A 17,502-nucleotide genomic window follows, 5' to 3' on the forward strand; every position below is an offset into this window, starting at 1 on the left:
AAGTGTGGCAGAAAACGGCGGCAGGTAACGCGGGGAAGTTCACAGTTGTGCCCAACAAGATCTGAGGAATTCCCGGGGGTTAGCCGGTTGAGATGGATATTCGGCGTAAAAAAAACTAGTCTGCTAGCAGAGACAGGGGGAAATTTCCCACGGAGATGCAGAGTTGAGGTGCATGATGTTAGAGCGAATTTGCCAACTGTCCCGCGAGGCGGGGGCGGCGATCATGGCGGTGTACGACGGTGAACAACCGCTTGATGTCGCACAGAAAAAAGATGATTCACCGGTGACGGCGGCCGATCTGGCGGCACATCACATCATCAAGCGCGGCCTGGCGGCGCTGACGCCCGAGGTGCCGCTGCTGTCGGAAGAAGATCCGCCGGCGTGGGAAGAACGCCGCAACTGGACGCGCTACTGGCTGGTCGATCCGTTGGACGGCACCAAAGAGTTCTTGCACCGCAACGGTGAGTTCACGGTCAATATCGCCCTGATTGAAGACGGGCAGGCGGTGATGGGGGTGGTGTACGCCCCGGCGATCGACGTGCTGTATCTGGCGGAGCGCGGCAAGGCCTGGAAAGAAGAGAAGGGCGTGCGGCAGGCGATCGGCGTCAGCAACGCGCATCCGCCGCTGGTGGTGGTGAGCCGCTCGCATATCGACGATGAACTGAAAGACTATTTGCAGCAGCTGGGTGAGCACCAGACCGTGTCCGTCGGCTCCTCGCTGAAGTTCTGCCTGGTGGCGGAAGGCAAGGCGCAGCTCTATCCGCGCTTCGGGCCGACCAACATTTGGGATACCGCCGCAGGGCATGCGGTGGCGGTGGCCGCCGGGGCGCAAATTCACGATTGGCAGGGCAAGCCGTTGCTCTATACCCCGCGTGAATCTTTCCTCAACCCCGGCTTCCGGGTGTCGCTGTTCTGAGTTAGTTCGCCAACAGCTGGTGCAGCTTGGACATCACCTGCTGCACCTCTTCCGGCGTCAGCGCGCCGTCTTTGGCGAACTGAATGCGCCCTTGCTTATCCAACACCACGATGGCGGAGCCTTTCGGCTGCAGATCCCAGGCCTTGCGCACGTTGCCGTCGCTGTCGACGATAAACTGCGACCATGGGAACTCCTTCTTGCTGTCTTCAATGCTGCTGCGCACAAACATCGCGGTGCCCATCAGGGCATCGTCGGTGTTGACGATTGTCGTCGTTTGGTAACGATCGTGTGGTAGCTTCGCTTTCTTGATCGCTTCAATCAGTGGGTCGTTCATGTCTTTGGCGGAGCTGCGGCCGGCAATATGTTGTATCACTCGCACTTTTCCACTGAGCTGCGCGCTGTTCCAGTTCTGGTAGCTAAAATTACCGTCAGCGTAATTGAGCTCTCCTTTGTCGCTGACGCCGACCGGCGCTACGCGCTGCTGGAGCTGGAAGTTGTGCGCGGAAGCGAAAAGCGGGGCGAGCAGCAGGGATACCATCAGCATGCGACTTGTTTTCATGCTTTCTCCTTGTAATGAGTGGAATTTGTGCGACAGCACTTCGACAGCCTAAAGCATAGGATGTGATAAGAGGTCTGTCCTGTTAACCGGATCGCAGATTTTCCCTTGGTTCGCTAATCATCAGATTTTGAAGGGATATACTGAAAACGTTATAAATTATCATATACAATTCTGTCAAAAAGTGTAAATCCAGCGTAGATCACCGGGCAGAAGTGAACGTTCTGGTCTTTACTGGGTCTACTACATGCAATCAAGTTGCGTTCTGAATTTCGAGGCTGCCACCTTTGGCGGCTCGCTGAGCGCATGGATCAACGGGAGGAGCGTAAAAGAATGAGAATCTTCCAGCGTTATAACCCTTTGAAAGTGGCAAAGTACGTTAAGACCCTGTTTCGCGGAAGGCTGTATATCAAGGACGTGGGCGCATTTGAATTCGACGAGGGGAAAATCCTGCCGCCGAAGATTCGTGACAAGCGCCATTTCAGCGTGATGTCTGAAGTAAACCGCCAGGTGCTGCTGTTGCAGGCCGAGTTTGGCTGAACACTGCGCTGACAGCGGTAAAAAAAATGCGGCCCCGATGGGGCCGCTGATGTTTTTGCCGGCTGGCGTCAAGCCGCCGGGGTGTCTTCCGGGGCTTTCGGCAGTACCGCCGCCGGTTTGTCGCTCAGCCGGGTGACCAGCAGCTGGTCTATCTTGTAGCTGTCGATATCCACCACTTCGAACTTGTAGCCGGCGTATTTGACGAAGTCGGTGCGTTTCGGGATCTTGCGCAGCATATACATCATAAAGCCGCCGATGGTCTCGTAGTTGCCCGCCTGCGGGAACTCGTCGATGTCCAGTACGCGCATCACGTCGTCGATCGGCGTGCCGCCTTCAATCAGCCATGAGCTTTCGTCGCGCGCCACGATCTGCTCTTCCTGGCCTTGGCCAACCAGATCGCCCATCAGCGTGGTCATCACGTCGTTAAGGGTGATGATGCCCACCACCAACGCATATTCATTGAGGATCACCGCGAAGTCTTCGCCGGCGGTCTTGAAGCTTTCCAACGCTTCGGACAGCGTCAGCGTATCCGGCACGATCAGCGCAGAACGGATCTGCACGCCGCTGCTCAGCACCAGGCTCTGATTGCCCAGCACGCGGTTCAGCAGGTCTTTGGAATCGACGTAGCCGACCACCTGATCGATATGGCCGTCGCACACCAGGAACTTGGAGTGCGGATGGGTCGAGACCTTCTCCTTGATGCTCTCTTCGCTTTCGCGCAGGTCGAAGTACACCACGCTTTCACGCGAGGTCATCGAAGACGGCACGGTGCGCGATTCCAGTTCGAACACGTTTTCAATCAGCTCGTGTTCCTGCTTGCGCAGCACGCCCGCCAGGGCACCGGCTTCCACCACCGCGTAGATGTCGTCGGAGGTGATGTCGTCCTTACGCACCATCGGCAGCTTGAACATGCGGAAGATCAGGTTGGCCATGCCGTTGAAGAACCACACCAGCGGGCGGAAGATCATGATGGAGAAACGCATCGGGTTGATGATCCGGACGGCGACCGTCTCTGGTGCAATCATACCGATGCGCTTCGGGGTCAAATCGGCGAACAGGATAAACAGGCTGGTCACCAGCACGAAGGAGCAGATGAAGCTGACCTGTTCCGCCAGTTCGGGCGACAGGAAACGATCGAACAACACCTTGAAAGTGGGAGAAAAAGCCGCATCGCCGACGATACCGCCGAGGATGGCCACGGCGTTCAGGCCGATCTGCACCACGGTGAAGAAGATGCCTGGGGTTTCTTGCAGTTTAAGCACTCTGGCGGCGTTGATGTTGCCTTCGTCCGCCATCAGCTTCAGTTTGATCTTGCGCGAGGCGGCCAGAGAGATTTCCGACAGTGAGAAGAACGCACTCACCGCGATCAGAAAAAGAATCAGTAAAATACTGTTTAACATAATCTATCCATACGTGCCGACGGGATGCCGGCGCTCTTGAGGAAGGGTAGTACATAGTAAAAAAAGCAGCGATAACAACCAGAAGGGAAGCTATCGGGCCGCAGAAGCGGCCCGCATAGTATAGCAGTTGCCCCACAGGGGCCGCCAGCGGTTAAAAAAGTGCCGCCGGCCGGCATCGGATTAGCCCTGCGGCGGCAGGCAAACGCCGATGCCACCCAGCCCGCAGTAGCCTTCCGGATTCTTGAACAGGTACTGCTGATGATCGTCCTCCGCGTAATAGAACGGCAGCGCCGGCGCGATCTCGGTAGTGATGACGCGCTTGTCGCCCGCCGCGTCCATCGCCTGCTGGAAGCGCTGCAGGCTGCTTTCCGCCTCGGCCTGCTGCTCCGGGCTCAGCGTGTAAATCGCCGAGCGGTACTGGGTGCCGACGTCGCCGCCCTGGCGCATGCCCTGCGCCGGATCGTGATTTTCCCAGAATACCTGCAGCAGCTGTTTGTAGCTGACGACCTGCGGATCGAACACCACGCGTACCACTTCGGCGTGGCCGGTCTGGCCGCTGCACACTTCGCGGTAGGTCGGGTTCGGCGTGTAGCCGCCGCTGTAGCCGGCGGCGGTGCTGTAGACGCCCGGCTGCTGCCAGAACAGGCGCTCAACGCCCCAGAAACAGCCCATGGCGAAGATCGCCACTTCCATGCCTGCCGGCACCTGGGTCATCGAGTGTTCGGTGACCACGTTGAGCGTTGCGACAGGCATTGGCGTGGTGCGGCCAGGCAGCGCGCTTGCCTTATCGACGGTTTGTGATTTATCAAAAAATGGCACCACGGTTGACTCCTGTTGTCACAGTAAGAATTGACCCTACATGGGGGCGGTTCGGTTGTATCTCACCGCGTCTTTGCCCACAATAAGTGGCAAGTTGGGTTTATGTATAAGCTTAACGCAGTATTTTGAGCGCCAAAAGTGAAGAATTCGCCTGTTGCGCGGCGGTGGCAAAGCGCGGCGGGCGGCGTCCGGAACAAGGCTGAAGAGGGCTGCCGTCATGATAGCGCGGAGTCTGCCCTGGCCCCGGAGCGAACACCATAACAGGAAAGTAAAATCAATAAGGAGAACACGTGCCAAAGTACCCGGTCATGTGCTTGATAGCTGTGTTGCTTGCGGCACCTGCAGCCTACGCGGCGAACGTGCGGTTGCAGGTGGAAGGGTTAAGCGGAGAGTTGGAAAAAAACGTTCGGGTGCGCCTGTCGTCGATCACGCCTGAAGAGGTCGGCACCGACGGTCGCTTCCGCGCACGGGTGGATGAGGCGGTGCGCCAGGGGCTGCGCGCGCTCGGCTATTATCAGCCGACCATCGAATTTACGCTGGACGATCGGCCGGGGATGTCGCGCCCGGTGCTGCATGCCAAGGTCAATCCGGGCGAACCGGTGCGTATCGCCGGCGCCAACATCGTGCTGGAAGGCGGCGCGAAGACCGATGAGGACTACCTGGCGCTGGTAAAGAAGGACCGGCCGACCATCGGCGAGATCCTTAACCACGGCAAGTATGACAGTTTCAAAGGCTCGCTCACCGGCCTGGCGCTGCGCAAAGGCTATTTCGATGCCGACATGACCAAAAGCCAGCTCGGCGTGGCCGAAGATCTGCACAAGGCGTTTTGGGATATCGATTTCAACAGCGGCGAACGTTACCGCTTCGGCAAGGTAAAATTCACCGGCTCGCAAATCCGCGAAGACTATCTGCAAAATCTGGTGCCCTTTCATCAGGGGGATTACTACAGTTCGGAGGATTTGGCCGAGCTGAACCGCCGTTTGTCCGCCACCAACTGGTTCAACTCGGTGGTGGTATCCCCTGATTTCAACGATGCCAAAGAGAACAAGATTTTGCCGTTGGACGCGCTGGTGACGCCGCGCACGCGCAACACCGTCGAAACCGGTATCGGTTACTCCACCGACGTCGGCCCGCGGGTGAAAGGCACCTGGAAAAAGCCCTGGCTCAACGATCGCGGGCATAGCCTGGAAACCAGCGCCAGCGTGTCGGCGCCGGAGCAGCAGCTGGATCTGACCTACAAGATCCCGCTGCTGAAGAACCCGCTGGAGCAGTATTACCTGCTGCAGGGCGGCCTCAAGAACGTCAATCTTAACGACACCAAGTCCGTCACCTCCAAAGTGGTGGCCTCGCGCAACTGGGATCTCTCCAGCGGCTGGCAGCGGGCGATCAACCTGACCTGGCGCTGGGATAACTTTACCCAGGGTAACGTCAGCAACACCACCATGCTGCTGTATCCCGGCGTCAGTTTCAACCGCACCCGCTCGCGCGGCGGCCTGATGCCGACCTGGGGCGACAGCCAGCGCTACTCTATCGACGTGTCCGACACCACCTGGGGGTCCGGCGTGGACTTCGCGCTGATGCAGGCGCAGAACGTGTGGATCCGCACGCTGGCCGACAAGCACCGTTTCGTGGCGCGCGGCCAGGTGGGCTGGATCGAAACCAACGACTTCGACAAGGTGCCGCCGGATCTGCGCTTCTTCGCCGGCGGTGACCGCAGCATTCGCGGCTACAAGTACAAAGACATTTCGCCGCGCGATGGCGACGGCAAGCTGACCGGCGCCTCCAAGATGCTGACCGGCTCGCTGGAGTACCAGTACAACGTGACCGGCAAATGGTGGGGGGCGATGTTCGTCGACTCCGGTGAAGCGGTGAACGATATCAAGAAAAGCAACTTCAAGACCGGCGCCGGCGTAGGCGTGCGCTGGCAGTCGCCGGTGGGGCCGGTGAAGCTGGATATCGCCGCGCCTGTGGGAGACAAGGACACCCACGGGATGCAGTTCTACATCGGTTTGGGGCCTGAACTATGAGCCTGGTTAAAAAGATTTGTCTCGGATTTCTGGTCGTTCTGCTGTTGCTGATCGGCGGCCTGGCCTTCCTGATAGGCACCACCACCGGTTTGCATATGGTCATCAACGGCGCGGCGCGCTGGGTGCCGGGGCTGGAGATCGCCGGCGTCAGCGGCGGCTGGCGCGATCTGACGCTGAAGGGCGTGAAATATCAGATGCCGGGTGTGACGGTCAACGCCGGGCAGTTCCATCTCTCCCTTGACCTGTCCTGCTTTAAACGCAGCTCGCTGTGCGTCAATGCCTTGACCGCCCAGGATGTGGACGTGGCGGTGAACACCAAAGAGATGGCGCCTTCCGCGCCGATGGAGGAGAGCAGTGAGCCGACCACCAATCTCAGCACGCCTTATCCGATCACGCTGCGCCTGTTGGCGTTGAACAACGTCAAGGTCACCGTCGACGACACCGCCATCTCTCTGGCCGAGTTCCGCACCGGCGCGCAGTGGCAAGAGCGCGCGCTGACGCTGATGCCGACCAAGATCGGCTCGCTGCTGATCGCCTTGCCGAAAACGCCGCAAAACCCGTTGCCGGAAGCGGTGCAGCCGGCGGTCGAGGTGGCGAAAAAGGTCGGCGAGCAGGTTACCGACGCGGCGAAGCCGGCACCTCAGCCGGAAGAGAAGCCGCTGGGCGAAACGCTGAAAGAACTGTTCGCCAAACCGCTGTTGCCGGATCTGCCGGACATCCGCCTGCCGTTGGATATCACCGTCAAAGAGATCAGCGGCGAGCAGCTGCGCTTGACCGGCGATACCGACGTGCTAATCACGAGCCTGTTACTGCAGGCCAGCACGCAGGATCAGCATATCCAACTGGACAACTTCGACGTGAAGTCGCCTCAGGGCACGCTGTCAGTGCAGGGGCAGGCAACCCTGACCGGCGACTGGCCGGTGGCCCTGACCGCCAACAGCGCGCTGAATATCGAACCGCTGAAGGGCGAGAAGGTGAAGCTGAACATCGGCGGTGGGCTGCGTGACGAGCTGAAGGTGGCGCTGAACCTGTCCGGCCCGGTCGGCGCCCAGCTCGATGTGCAAACCCGGCTGGCCGAAGCCGGCCTGCCGCTGGCGCTGACGTTGCAGAGCAAGCAGCTGAAATGGCCGCTGAGCGGCGAGGCGCAGTATCAGGTCAATGACTTCCGCCTGCGCTTTAACGGCAAGGCGACCGACTACGCGCTGTCGACGCGCGCCAATCTGAAAGGCCAGGACTTGCCGCCGGCGGTGCTGACGCTGGACGGCAAAGGCAACGTCGAGCAGTTCAAGCTGGAGCGCCTGCGCCTGGCGGCGCTGCAGGGCAATACCGATCTTACCGCGCTGGTGGACTGGAGCAAAGCCATCAGCTGGACCTCGCAATTGACGCTGAGCGGCATCAATACCGCCAAGCAGTGGCCGGAATGGCCGGCGAAGCTGGATGGCAAGATCACCACGCGCGGCAGCCTGCACGGCGGCAGCTGGCAGCTGCAGGTGCCGGTATTGCAGCTGGACGGCAACGTGAAGCAGAACAAGGTCACGGCGCGCGGTACGCTGAGCGGCAACGCCGCCGGGCAGTGGAAAATCCCCGGCATCGATCTGGCGCTGGGGCGTAACCAACTGAACGTCAAAGGGCAGCTGGACGAGAAGAGCTGGAACCTGGACGCCAACATCGACGCACCGCGTCTGGACGGCGCGCTGCCGGGCCTGGGCGGCACCGCCAAAGGGCTGCTGAAGCTGCGCGGCAATCTGCAGGCGCCGCAGCTGCTGGCGGATTTGACCGCTTCCGGCTTGCAGTGGCAGGCGCTGCGCATCAACCGCGTGAAGATCGATGGCGACGTGCGCTCCACGGATCAGATCCAGGGGCAGTTGGCGGTACGCGTCGAACAGGTGAAGCAGGATGCGCTGGAGGTCAGCCTGCTGACCCTCGACGCCAAAGGCAGCGAGAAGCAGCACCAGCTGCAGCTGAAGATTGACGGCAAGCCGGTCTCCGGCCAGCTGGCGCTGCAGGGCAGCTTCGATCGTCAGCAGCAGCGCTGGCGCGGCAATCTGAACAACACCCGTTTCGATACGCCGGTCGGGGAATGGCGCCTGACGCGCGCCATCGCGCTGGACTACCTGAACACCGAGCAGAAGATCAGCGTCGGGCCGCACTGTTGGCAGAACCCAAACGCCGAGCTGTGCGTGCCTAAGACCATTGAAGCCGGCCAGAGCGGCCAGGCCAGCGTGGTGCTCAACCGGTTCGACCTGGCGATGATCAAGCCGTTCCTCGGCCCGGACACCGCCCTGAGCGGCGTGTTCACCGGCCGGGCCGACGTCAGCTGGAAGCCGGGCGGCGCGCTGCCGGAGGCGAAAGTCACGCTGGCCGGCAACGGCGTCAAGGTGGTGCAGCAGGTTCAGGGCAACGCGCTGCCGATCGCCTTCGATACGCTGACCCTCAACGCCGGCCTGAACAACGGCCGCGCGCAGGCCGACTGGCGGATCAAACTGACCAACAACGGCCAGTTCGACGGCAATATCCAGGTGGCGGATCCGCAGGTGCGACGCACCATCAGCGGCAACGTCAATATCACCAACATCTCGCTGGCGCTGATCAACCCGGCGCTGATGAAGGGCGAAAGCGCGGCGGGCATGCTGAACGCCAACCTGCGCCTGGGCGGCAGCGCGCAGAAGCCGCTGGTGTTCGGGCGCCTGGCGTTGGATCGGGCGAAAGTGCAGGGGCACTGGATGCCGTTCGACATGACCGACGCGCGGCTGGCGGTGAATTTCAACGGCATGACCTCGACGCTGGAAGGGTTGCTCAGCACCACGCGCGGCCAGCTGAATCTGGCGGGCGATGCCGACTGGCGCGATATCAACGCCTGGCGTGCGCGCATTGCCGCCAGGGGCGACAAGCTGCGGGTGACGGTGCCGCCGATGATCCGCATCGACGTGTCGCCGGATCTGGTGTTTGAAGCCACGCCGCAGCTGTTCTCGCTCAACGGCAAGGTCGACATTCCCTGGGCGCGTATCACGGTGCAGGAGCTGCCGGAAAGCGCGGTGGGCGTCTCTTCCGACGAGGTGATGTTGGACGACCAGCTGAAGCCGATTCAACCGAAGACCGCGTCGATCCCGATCAACAGCAATCTGATGATCCACGTCGGCAACGACGTGCGGCTGGACGCTTTCGGCCTCAAGGCCCGCCTGAAGGGCGATTTGAAAGTGGTGCAGGACAAGAAAGGGCTGGGCCTCAACGGCCAGATTGACATCCCTTCCGGCCGATTCCATGCTTATGGTCAGGATCTGATCGTGCGTAAAGGGCAGCTGATGTTCTCCGGCCCGCCGGATCAGCCGTTGCTGAATATCGAGGCGATCCGCAACCCGGAATCCACCGAGGACGATGTGACCGCCGGTGTGCGCGTGACCGGCCTGGCGGATGCGCCGAAGCTGGAAGTGTTCTCCGATCCGGCCAAATCGCAGCAGGAAGCCTTGTCTTATCTGCTGCGCGGCCAGGGCTTGAGCAGCTCCGGCGCCGACGGCAACGCCATGACCTCGATGTTAATCGGCATGGGGGTTGCACAAAGTGGTCAACTTGTGGGTAAAATCGGCGAGGCATTCGGCGTGAGTAATTTGGCTCTGGACACTCAGGGGGTTGGCGACAATTCCCAGGTTGTCGTGAGCGGCTATGTCCTCCCAGGCTTACAAGTAAAATATGGGGTGGGCATTTTCGACTCGCTGGCCACGCTGACGTTGCGTTATCGCCTGATGCCTAAGTTGTATCTTGAAGCGGTGTCTGGTCTCGATCAGGCATTAGATTTGCTCTATCAGTTTGAGTTTTAGCGATGCGAATAATTGTCTACGGCAGTTTACGGCGCAAACAGGGAAACAGCCATTGGATGACCAACGCCCAATGGCTCGGCGAGCACGAGCTCGAAGGCTATCAGATTTATAATCTGGGCCATTACCCGGCGGCGATCCCTGGAGAGGGCACGATACATTGCGAGGTGTATCGTATTAACTCATCGATTCTGGCAGAGCTGGACGAACTGAAAAGCAACACCAAGGACTATAAGCGCGAGCTGATTCAGACGCCTTATGGGAGTGCGTGGATCTACCTGTACAAACACAGCGTGGACGGTTACCCGCGGATTACCAGCGGCGACTGGCTGAAGCGTCTCGACGAACAGTAAGAAAAAAAAACACCGCTCAATGAGCGGTGTTTTTTCATCGGACGGCGGCTGGCATTACTTCTTGGCAGCGCGTTCGAAGGAGGCGATGATTTCCGCTTTAGCTGCGGCAGCGTCTGCCCAGCCTTCCACTTTCACCCATTTGCCTTTTTCCAGATCTTTGTAGTGCTCGAAGAAGTGAGCGATCTGGGCTTTCAGCAGTTCCGGCAGGTCGTTCACGTCTTTCACGTGATCGTACTCTTTGGTCAGCTTGCTGTGCGGTACCGCAACCAGCTTGGCGTCTTCACCGGCTTCGTCGGTCATCTTCAGCACGCCAACCGGACGGCAGCGGATCACGGAGCCCGGTTGCAGCGGGTATGGGGTTGGGACCAGCACGTCAACCGGGTCACCGTCCAGAGACAGGGTGTGGTTGATGTAGCCGTAGTTGCACGGGTAGAACATCGCGGTGGACATGAAACGGTCAACGAACAGCGCGCCGGTTTCTTTGTCGATTTCGTATTTGATTGGATCGGCGTTGGCCGGGATTTCGATTACTACGTAGATGTCTTCCGGCAGGTCTTTGCCAGCAGGGACCAGATTCAAGCTCATGTCGGTTTCCTTTAATCATCAAACCAGAAATGGAGTGGCGGCTATTATAGCGGACTCTTTTGCGATTTCCTGCCCTTTTCATCGTTGAAAACCCAGCGTGCCGACGCACGGAGAATTTCCAGATTAATCCCGCCGCGGCATGAAGTTTTGCCTTCGCCTGCCGATAACTTCAACAAACAATAATGAGCCAGCAAAGCTGGCTCCGCGTTTTGCCACCCCTACTACGTCTGATCTCACTATTCTGAAGCCGGGAAGAACTCATGCTAAAAAAGATTACGGTGAAGGCTGGGCTGATCGCCCTGCTGAGCCTGATGACCATGCTGCTGATCATGGTCAGCGTTATTGGCGTCAACGCGATTAACGAAGGATCGCGCTCGATCCATACCCTTAACCAGATCCTCGGCGAAGAGCTGGGCTCGCTGGCCAACAGCTCCAACCTGACGCTGCGCGCCCGAACCGCCGCCTCGCTGGCGGTGCGCCAACGGGAGATCGGCCAGGTCGATGTCTCCGACGCCACCGTGGGCCGCATCTACGGTTACCTCGAGCAGTCGAACAAGGAAATGGCGCGCTTTGTCGGCGTCGGCACCGTGACCGATCGCGGCCGTGAACTCTCCAACCGCCTGCAAAACAGCTACCGCGCCTATCTGGAGCAGGGCGTGAAGCCGATGGCCGCCGCCATCAAGGCCGGCAAGATCGATGAGTATTATCACATTCAGGAAACGCGCATCTCCGCGCTGAGCATCGCGTTCGAAAAGGATCTCAGCGATTTCCGCAGTTTCGCGATGAAGCTTGGCGCGCAGCAGGTGTATGACGCGGAAAACAACGCCAGCACCAAGATCTCGCTGATCGTGGTGGCGGGCCTGCTGAGCGTGCTGCTGGCGGTGCTGGCCTGGTTCGCGCTGCGGGTGATCATTCTGCGCCCGCTGGACGAGTCCATCGCGCAGCTGGAACACATCGCCGGCGGCGATCTGACCCATGAGATCCGCGGTGAGGGCGATACCGAGATGGGCCGCCTGGTGCGGGCGATGCAGCGCATGCAGCAGGCGCTGGCCAGTTCGGTCAGCAAAGTGCGTGACGCCAGCAGCCAGATCGACACCGGTTCACGCGAACTGGCGGCCGGCAACCTGCATCTGGCGCAGCGCACCGAAGAATCGGCCGCTTCGCTGGAAGAGACCGCCGCCAGCATGGAACAGCTGACCTCGACGGTGAAAATGAACGCCGAGAACTGCGAACAGGCCAACCAACTGGCGCTGAGCGTGTCCGATATCGCCAACCAGGGCAGCGACGTGGTCAGCCAGGTGATGAGCAAGATGCAGGCGATCACCGACAGCTCGCGCCGCATCGCCGACATCATCAGCGTGATGGACGGCATCGCCTTCCAGACCAATATCCTGGCGCTGAACGCGGCGGTAGAGGCGGCGCGTGCCGGCGAACAGGGCCGCGGTTTCGCGGTGGTGGCCGGCGAAGTGCGCAATCTGGCGCAGCGCAGCGCCCAGTCGGCGAAAGAGATCAAAGGGTTGATCGAAGCGTCGCAAAACCGGGTGCAGGAAGGCGAGCAGATGGTGGAGTCGGCGGCGCAGACCATGAGCGGCATCACCGGCGAAGTGGGCCGGGTCACGGCGCTGATGCGTGAGATCTCGGCGGCGACGCGGGAACAAAGCAGCGGCATCGAACAGGTGAACCTGGCGGTGGCGCAGATGGATCAGGTGGCGCAGCAGAATGCGGCGCTGGTGGAAGAGTCGGCGGCGGCGACGCGCTCGCTGGAAGATCAGGCTCAGCTGCTGGCGCAGAGCATGGCGGCGTTCAAGCTGTAAGGCGATAAGGGTTCGGCGTGGCGCCGAACCCTTGCAAAGAACGCGTTACTCGTCCGGGTTTTCGGCGATGAAGCGTTCTGCGTCTTCTACCATCGACTTGGTGCCGACGAAGAATGGCGCGCGCTGGTGCAGTTTCACCGGCGTGATGTCCAGAATGCGGTTTTTGCCGTCGCTGGCCTTACCGCCGGCCTGTTCGGCCAGGAACGCCATCGGGTTGCATTCGTACAGCAGGCGCAGCTTACCTTGCGGGTGGCTGGCGGTGCTTGGGTAGATGTAGATGCCGCCTTTCAGCAGGTTGCGGTGGAAGTCCGCCACCAGAGAACCGATGTAGCGCGAGGTGTAAGGGCGCTGCGTCGCTTCATCCTGCTCCTGGCAGTATTTGATGTATTTCTTCACGCCGAGAGGGAACTTGATGTAGTTGCCTTCGTTGATGGAATACATGTTGCCGCTCGCCGGGAAGCGCACTTTCTCGTGGGAGAGGCAGAACACGCCCAGAGACGGGTCATAAGTAAAGGCGTGGACGCCGTAACCGGTGGTGTACACCAGCATGGTGGACGAACCGTAAACCACATAACCCGCGGCGACCTGGGCGCTGCCCGGCTGCAGGAAGTCTTCCTCGGTCACCGGCGTGCCGACCGGCGTGATGCGACGGTAGATAGAGAAAATCGTACCGACCGAGACGTTGACATCGATGTTGGACGAACCGTCCAACGGATCCATCAAAACGACATACTTGGCATTTTCAGCTCGCTCGCCGTCGAATATCACGATTTCATCTTCTTCTTCGGAAGCGATACCCGCAACTTCACCACGCGCTTTCAACGCCGCTTTCAGTTTTTCGTTCGCGTACAGGTCCAGTTTCATCTGAACTTCGCCCTGTACGTTGGACACCCCGCTAGTTCCCAGAATATCAACCAGGCCGGCCTTGTTGATGTCGCGGTGGATGATTTTGGCGCCCAGTTTAATTGCAGAAAGTAACGCGGTCAGCTCGCCGGTGGCGTGCGAGAAGTCGTGCTGTTTCTCGACGATAAATTCGCCTAACGTTTTCATGACACAATCCCTGAATCTACGGATGGATAGCGGCCTGTTAACAAACCGCCAACGTTTTCGCGTGCAGTGTAGCCCAAAGATGCGCGCCATTCATAGGCAAATCCATTTCTTCTGGACGATTCTGAGCGTTAGAATATGCCGACATTCGATGCACTCACATGAGAAACCTATGCGCATTCACATTCTTGGGATCTGTGGCACCTTTATGGGCGGGTTGGCGATGCTGGCGCGCTCACTGGGGCATGACGTCACCGGTTCGGACGCCAACGTCTATCCGCCGATGAGCACGCTGCTGGAGAACCAGGGGATCGATCTTATTCAGGGTTATGATCCAGCCCAGCTGGATCCGGCGCCGGATCTGGTGATCATCGGCAACGCCATGACGCGCGGCAACCCGTGCGTGGAGGCGGTGCTGGAGCGTGGCATTCCTTACGTTTCCGGCCCGCAGTGGCTGCACGACGCCGTATTGCGCGATCGCTGGGTACTGGCGGTTGCCGGCACCCACGGCAAAACCACCACCGCCGGCATGGCGACCTGGATCCTCGAGGCCTGCGGCTACCAGCCCGGCTTCGTTATCGGCGGCGTGCCCGGCAACTTCGACGTTTCGGCTCGCCTTGGCGGCAGCCCGTTCTTCGTGATCGAGGCCGACGAGTATGACTGCGCGTTCTTCGACAAGCGCTCCAAGTTCGTGCACTACAGCCCGCGCACGCTGATCATGAATAACCTGGAGTTCGATCACGCCGATATCTTCGACGATCTGAAAGCCATCCAGAAACAGTTCCACCACCTGGTGCGTCTGGTGCCGGGCAAAGGCAAGATCATCCTGCCGGACAACGACAGCCACCTGAAGCAGGTGATGGCGATGGGCTGCTGGAGCGAGCAGGAGCTGGTGGGGGAAGAGGGCACCTGGCGCGCGCAGAAGCTGACGCCGGACGCCAGCCATTACGCGGTGTTCCTCGACGGCGAACAGGTCGGCGAAGTGAACTGGGCGCTGGTGGGCGAGCACAACATGCATAACGGCCTGATGGCCATCGCCGCCACCCGTCATGTCGGCGTGCAGCCGGCGGACGCCTGCCGCGCGTTGGGCGATTTCATCAACGCCCGCCGCCGTCTGGAACTGCGTGGCGAAGCCAACGGCGTCACGGTTTACGACGACTTCGCACACCACCCGACGGCGATCCTCGCCACTCTGGCCGCGCTGCGCGGCAAGGTCGGCGGCACGGCGCGCATTCTGGCGGTGCTGGAACCGCGCTCCAACACCATGAAAATGGGCATCAGCAAAAACGATCTGGCGCCTTCGCTCGGCCGCGCCGACGAAGTGTTCCTGTTCCAGCCGCACCACATTCCGTGGCAGGTGGCGGAAGTGGCGGATGCCTGCGTGCAGCCGGCGCACTGGAGCGCGGATCTCGACACGCTGGTGGACATGGTGGTGAAAACCGCACAGCCGGGCGATCACATTCTGGTGATGAGCAACGGCGGCTTCGGCGGCATTCACGATCGCCTGCTGGACGCGCTGGCGAAAAAGCAGGAACCGAAAGTCACCTACTGATCGCTCCGCCGCATCAGACAATCCAAGGGCCGCATTCGCGGCCTTTTTTACGTCCATAAAAAAGCCCTCGCGAGCGAGGGCAACGGGGTTCGTCGGATAGGACGACGAGAGGGTCTCTGGGAAATCGGCGTTTGCGTCAGAACTCGGCAGTGGCAGTGACGAGGGTAATCAGCTCTGCAAAGCCGTTCCCAGAGTTGTTATTTGTAAATCTCGGCGGTGGCGTGGTAGTTGCCTTCATTACGCGCTTCGATCACGCGGTAGGCGGTCGCACCTTTCGCGTCGGCTTTTTCCGACAACGCCTGGCGAATGTCGGTCGGCGCGCCGTCGATGCCGCTGACGGTAATGGTGCCGATAGATTGCAGGTTGGCGGTCTGATCGTTAGTCACCAACTGGGCGGCAGAAGCGCCGAAGGAGATGACAGACAGCAGGCCGAGTGCAGCAACAGTAGTTTTCATGTTCATGATAGCGATCCTTGGTCATAACAGCCTGGAAGGGCTTGGCAGCGATTTTTATTCTTGAAGGCCGTTACGACAGCGTTTGATTCCAGAGATGTATTGCCCGTTGCCGGGTAATGCCGGTACTTATTTGTAGATTTCAGCGGTCGCGTGGAAGTTGCCGTCATTGCGGGCTTCGATCACGCGGTAAGCGGTTGCCCCTTTGGCGTCAGCTTTGTCGGACAGCGCCTGGCGAATGTCGGAAGGCGCTGCGGCAACGCCGCTCACGGTGATCACACCGGCCGGCTGCAGTTTTGCGGCCTGAGTTGCGTCAACAGATTGTGCTGCGAATGCACCAAATGAAAGCATGGACAGAACGCTCAGGGTTGCAACGGTAGTTTTAATTTTCATCATCTCACCTCATCGTATTCTTTTATCAGTTCCAACGAACTGTGATTCAGTTCACGAAAATGAGTATACAGCTAGTAACGCGAAAAATTAATAGTTCGCTAACAGTTGCTAGTGAAACTTTAACCTCATGATCCTTATTTTTTATAACCATAAGGAATAAAAAACGCTCATAAAACGATCTTTTGATGTTAAATTTATGTAATTTCAATGAGGTAAGTGCTTTTGACCAAAAGTGCGGAAGATCACAGTGGGTACTGCTGGTTACATGGAGATGTCATGGAAATGTGTTGCTGAGGGATAAAAAAGCAGTGTTAAACGCGGTTGAAGGCAGGGAAGGTAACGCGGGGGTTAAAGAAGCGCTAACAAAGTGCGGGCTACAGCCGCACTTTGTTAGCGCCAGGTTTCACAGCTCTTGCTCGAACACGCCCAGAATAGCTTCATGCAGTTTCTGAGCGGTAAAGCCGTTGGAGGGGGTGACGAAAATCGTATCGTCGCCGGCAATTGTGCCGAGGATGCCCTGGGATTTACCCAATGAGTCGAGCAGGCGAGCGATCAGCTGCGCGGCGCCCGGGCTGGTGTGGATCACCACGACGGCGTCGTTATGGTCGACGTCCAGCACCAGATTCTTCAATGGGCTGGTGGTGGTCGGCACGCCGAGTTCGGCAGGAAGGCAATACACCATTTCCATTTTGGCATTGCGCGTACGTACCGCGCCGAACTTGGTCAGCATGCGCGATACTTTGGATTGGTTAATGTTTTCGAAGCCTTCTTCTTGCAGCGCCAAAACGATCTCGCCTTGAGAACTGAATTTTTCTTCTTTCAATAACGCTTTGAACGTCTTGATCAGATCTTCCTGTTTTGCGGGATTACGCATTTTGCACCGTGGAATGTTGATAGTGGAAGTCATGATTATGCATATAGATGAATTTTTATGCAACAAAGGCCGACCCAAAGAAAATAAACATGACCGGGCGGCGAGGAAAGGACGGCATTTTAACAAAATCCGGCAGCGATGAATATGCCCTTTTGACGACGGAAAATCGGCCTGCGGTGGTAAATAAAATGTTATTAAAATGATGTTGTTCTGATGTTGCGTAAGGGTGTAATGTAACGGCCGGTTAACTTGCTCGTGAATAACCTCGCACTATTTTTGATTAATGTGCGCTATGCCCTTCATGCGTAAGCGATTTAATCTAAAATGGACGCGACAGCGGCCGTTTTATTACACCTGCAGGC

Annotated in this window: 15 protein-coding genes; 7 read left to right on the forward strand and 8 right to left on the reverse strand. The window is 59.0% G+C overall.

Annotated elements, in window-relative coordinates; all coding sequences use genetic code 11:
* Positions 1-175: 175 nt before the first annotated feature.
* Positions 176-916 (forward strand): 3'(2'),5'-bisphosphate nucleotidase CysQ, encoded by a 741-nt coding sequence (gene cysQ / locus V8N38_RS01770; protein WP_033644177.1) that lies wholly within the window; start codon positions 176-178, stop codon positions 914-916.
* Between the two features lies 1 nt (position 917).
* Here cysQ and V8N38_RS01775 read toward each other — a convergent pair whose 3' ends face one another.
* Positions 918-1,475 carry a YtfJ family protein gene (locus V8N38_RS01775; protein ID WP_025159587.1) on the reverse strand — a complete coding sequence of 186 codons (558 nt, stop codon included), beginning with the start codon at positions 1,473-1,475 and terminating at the stop codon, positions 918-920.
* 330 nt (positions 1,476-1,805) lie between these two features.
* On the opposite strand from V8N38_RS01775, the gene V8N38_RS01780 reads away from it, so the two are divergent.
* Complete coding sequence (locus V8N38_RS01780) at positions 1,806-2,012, forward strand: DUF1107 domain-containing protein (protein ID WP_019453363.1); 207 nt, start codon at positions 1,806-1,808, stop codon at positions 2,010-2,012.
* Positions 2,013-2,080: 68 nt separating this feature from the next.
* On the opposite strand, the gene V8N38_RS01785 is transcribed toward V8N38_RS01780, so the two are convergent.
* Together V8N38_RS01785 and msrA are read right to left on the reverse strand one after the other, a co-directional pair.
* The gene (locus V8N38_RS01785) at positions 2,081-3,412 is read right to left on the reverse strand and encodes a hemolysin family protein (RefSeq protein WP_049270169.1); all 1,332 of its coding nucleotides are present in this window, start codon (positions 3,410-3,412) and stop codon (positions 2,081-2,083) included.
* 180 nt (positions 3,413-3,592) lie between these two features.
* Complete coding sequence (gene msrA, locus V8N38_RS01790; RefSeq protein WP_043139288.1) at positions 3,593-4,234, reverse strand: peptide-methionine (S)-S-oxide reductase MsrA; 642 nt, start codon at positions 4,232-4,234, stop codon at positions 3,593-3,595.
* A 305-nt stretch (positions 4,235-4,539) separates the two neighbouring features.
* Between msrA and tamA the strand changes: the two genes are divergently transcribed.
* Genes tamA through V8N38_RS01805 form a run of 3 tightly spaced genes read left to right on the forward strand, consistent with a single transcriptional unit; the run spans position 4,540 to position 10,423 of the window.
* Complete coding sequence (tamA, locus tag V8N38_RS01795) at positions 4,540-6,258, forward strand: autotransporter assembly complex protein TamA (RefSeq protein ID WP_204275932.1); 1,719 nt, start codon at positions 4,540-4,542, stop codon at positions 6,256-6,258.
* Entirely contained in the window at positions 6,255-10,073 is a 3,819-nt protein-coding gene (tamB, locus tag V8N38_RS01800) for an autotransporter assembly complex protein TamB (protein ID WP_147839668.1), read from the forward strand. Before tamA ends, tamB begins: the two co-directional genes overlap by 4 nt.
* A gap of 2 nt (positions 10,074-10,075) precedes the next feature.
* On the forward strand, positions 10,076-10,423 hold the full coding sequence (locus V8N38_RS01805) for a gamma-glutamylcyclotransferase (protein ID WP_033648686.1): 348 nt from the start codon (positions 10,076-10,078) through the stop codon (positions 10,421-10,423).
* Positions 10,424-10,477: 54 nt separating this feature from the next.
* On the opposite strand, the gene ppa is transcribed toward V8N38_RS01805, so the two are convergent.
* Positions 10,478-11,008 carry an inorganic diphosphatase gene (ppa, locus tag V8N38_RS01810; protein ID WP_004933594.1) on the reverse strand — a complete coding sequence of 177 codons (531 nt, stop codon included), beginning with the start codon at positions 11,006-11,008 and terminating at the stop codon, positions 10,478-10,480.
* A 260-nt stretch (positions 11,009-11,268) separates the two neighbouring features.
* On the opposite strand from ppa, the gene V8N38_RS01815 reads away from it, so the two are divergent.
* Positions 11,269-12,822 carry a methyl-accepting chemotaxis protein gene (locus V8N38_RS01815; RefSeq protein ID WP_060421931.1) on the forward strand — a complete coding sequence of 518 codons (1,554 nt, stop codon included), beginning with the start codon at positions 11,269-11,271 and terminating at the stop codon, positions 12,820-12,822.
* A 45-nt stretch (positions 12,823-12,867) separates the two neighbouring features.
* Here V8N38_RS01815 and fbp read toward each other — a convergent pair whose 3' ends face one another.
* Positions 12,868-13,872, reverse strand: coding sequence for a class 1 fructose-bisphosphatase (gene fbp / locus V8N38_RS01820; RefSeq protein WP_004933587.1), 1,005 nt, complete (start codon positions 13,870-13,872; stop codon positions 12,868-12,870).
* Between the two features lie 169 nt (positions 13,873-14,041).
* Here fbp and mpl point away from each other — a divergent pair, with 169 nt between their 5' ends.
* Positions 14,042-15,421, forward strand: coding sequence for a UDP-N-acetylmuramate:L-alanyl-gamma-D-glutamyl-meso-diaminopimelate ligase (gene mpl / locus V8N38_RS01825; protein ID WP_033636810.1), 1,380 nt, complete (start codon positions 14,042-14,044; stop codon positions 15,419-15,421).
* A 197-nt stretch (positions 15,422-15,618) separates the two neighbouring features.
* On the opposite strand, the gene yhcN (V8N38_RS01830) is transcribed toward mpl, so the two are convergent.
* The 3 genes from yhcN (V8N38_RS01830) to argR all read right to left on the reverse strand — a co-directional run bounded on the left by yhcN (V8N38_RS01830) (position 15,619) and on the right by argR (position 17,140).
* Positions 15,619-15,882 (reverse strand): peroxide/acid stress response protein YhcN, encoded by a 264-nt coding sequence (gene yhcN / locus V8N38_RS01830; protein WP_004933578.1) that lies wholly within the window; start codon positions 15,880-15,882, stop codon positions 15,619-15,621.
* 120 nt (positions 15,883-16,002) lie between these two features.
* Positions 16,003-16,266 carry a peroxide/acid stress response protein YhcN gene (gene yhcN / locus V8N38_RS01835; RefSeq protein WP_038879766.1) on the reverse strand — a complete coding sequence of 88 codons (264 nt, stop codon included), beginning with the start codon at positions 16,264-16,266 and terminating at the stop codon, positions 16,003-16,005.
* 403 nt (positions 16,267-16,669) lie between these two features.
* Positions 16,670-17,140 (reverse strand): transcriptional regulator ArgR, encoded by a 471-nt coding sequence (gene argR / locus V8N38_RS01840; RefSeq protein ID WP_004933572.1) that lies wholly within the window; start codon positions 17,138-17,140, stop codon positions 16,670-16,672.
* Between the last annotated feature and the right edge of the window lie 362 nt (positions 17,141-17,502).

This window comes from Serratia nevei (assembly GCF_037948395.1).
Taxonomy (GTDB): Bacteria; Pseudomonadota; Gammaproteobacteria; order Enterobacterales; family Enterobacteriaceae; genus Serratia; species Serratia nevei.

Coding starts and splice junctions, on each gene's coding strand:
- cysQ (WP_033644177.1), top strand. CDS start 176: ATGTTAGAGCGAATTTGCCAACTGTCCCGCGAGGCGGGGGCGGCGATC.
- V8N38_RS01775 (WP_025159587.1), bottom strand. CDS start 1,475: ATGAAAACAAGTCGCATGCTGATGGTATCCCTGCTGCTCGCCCCGCTT.
- V8N38_RS01780 (WP_019453363.1), top strand. CDS start 1,806: ATGAGAATCTTCCAGCGTTATAACCCTTTGAAAGTGGCAAAGTACGTT.
- V8N38_RS01785 (WP_049270169.1), bottom strand. CDS start 3,412: ATGTTAAACAGTATTTTACTGATTCTTTTTCTGATCGCGGTGAGTGCG.
- tamA (WP_204275932.1), top strand. CDS start 4,540: ATGTGCTTGATAGCTGTGTTGCTTGCGGCACCTGCAGCCTACGCGGCG.
- tamB (WP_147839668.1), top strand. CDS start 6,255: ATGAGCCTGGTTAAAAAGATTTGTCTCGGATTTCTGGTCGTTCTGCTG.
- V8N38_RS01805 (WP_033648686.1), top strand. CDS start 10,076: ATGCGAATAATTGTCTACGGCAGTTTACGGCGCAAACAGGGAAACAGC.
- ppa (WP_004933594.1), bottom strand. CDS start 11,008: ATGAGCTTGAATCTGGTCCCTGCTGGCAAAGACCTGCCGGAAGACATC.
- V8N38_RS01815 (WP_060421931.1), top strand. CDS start 11,269: ATGCTAAAAAAGATTACGGTGAAGGCTGGGCTGATCGCCCTGCTGAGC.
- fbp (WP_004933587.1), bottom strand. CDS start 13,872: ATGAAAACGTTAGGCGAATTTATCGTCGAGAAACAGCACGACTTCTCG.
- mpl (WP_033636810.1), top strand. CDS start 14,042: ATGCGCATTCACATTCTTGGGATCTGTGGCACCTTTATGGGCGGGTTG.
- yhcN (WP_004933578.1), bottom strand. CDS start 15,882: ATGAACATGAAAACTACTGTTGCTGCACTCGGCCTGCTGTCTGTCATC.
- yhcN (WP_038879766.1), bottom strand. CDS start 16,266: ATGAAAATTAAAACTACCGTTGCAACCCTGAGCGTTCTGTCCATGCTT.
- argR (WP_004933572.1), bottom strand. CDS start 17,140: ATGCGTAATCCCGCAAAACAGGAAGATCTGATCAAGACGTTCAAAGCG.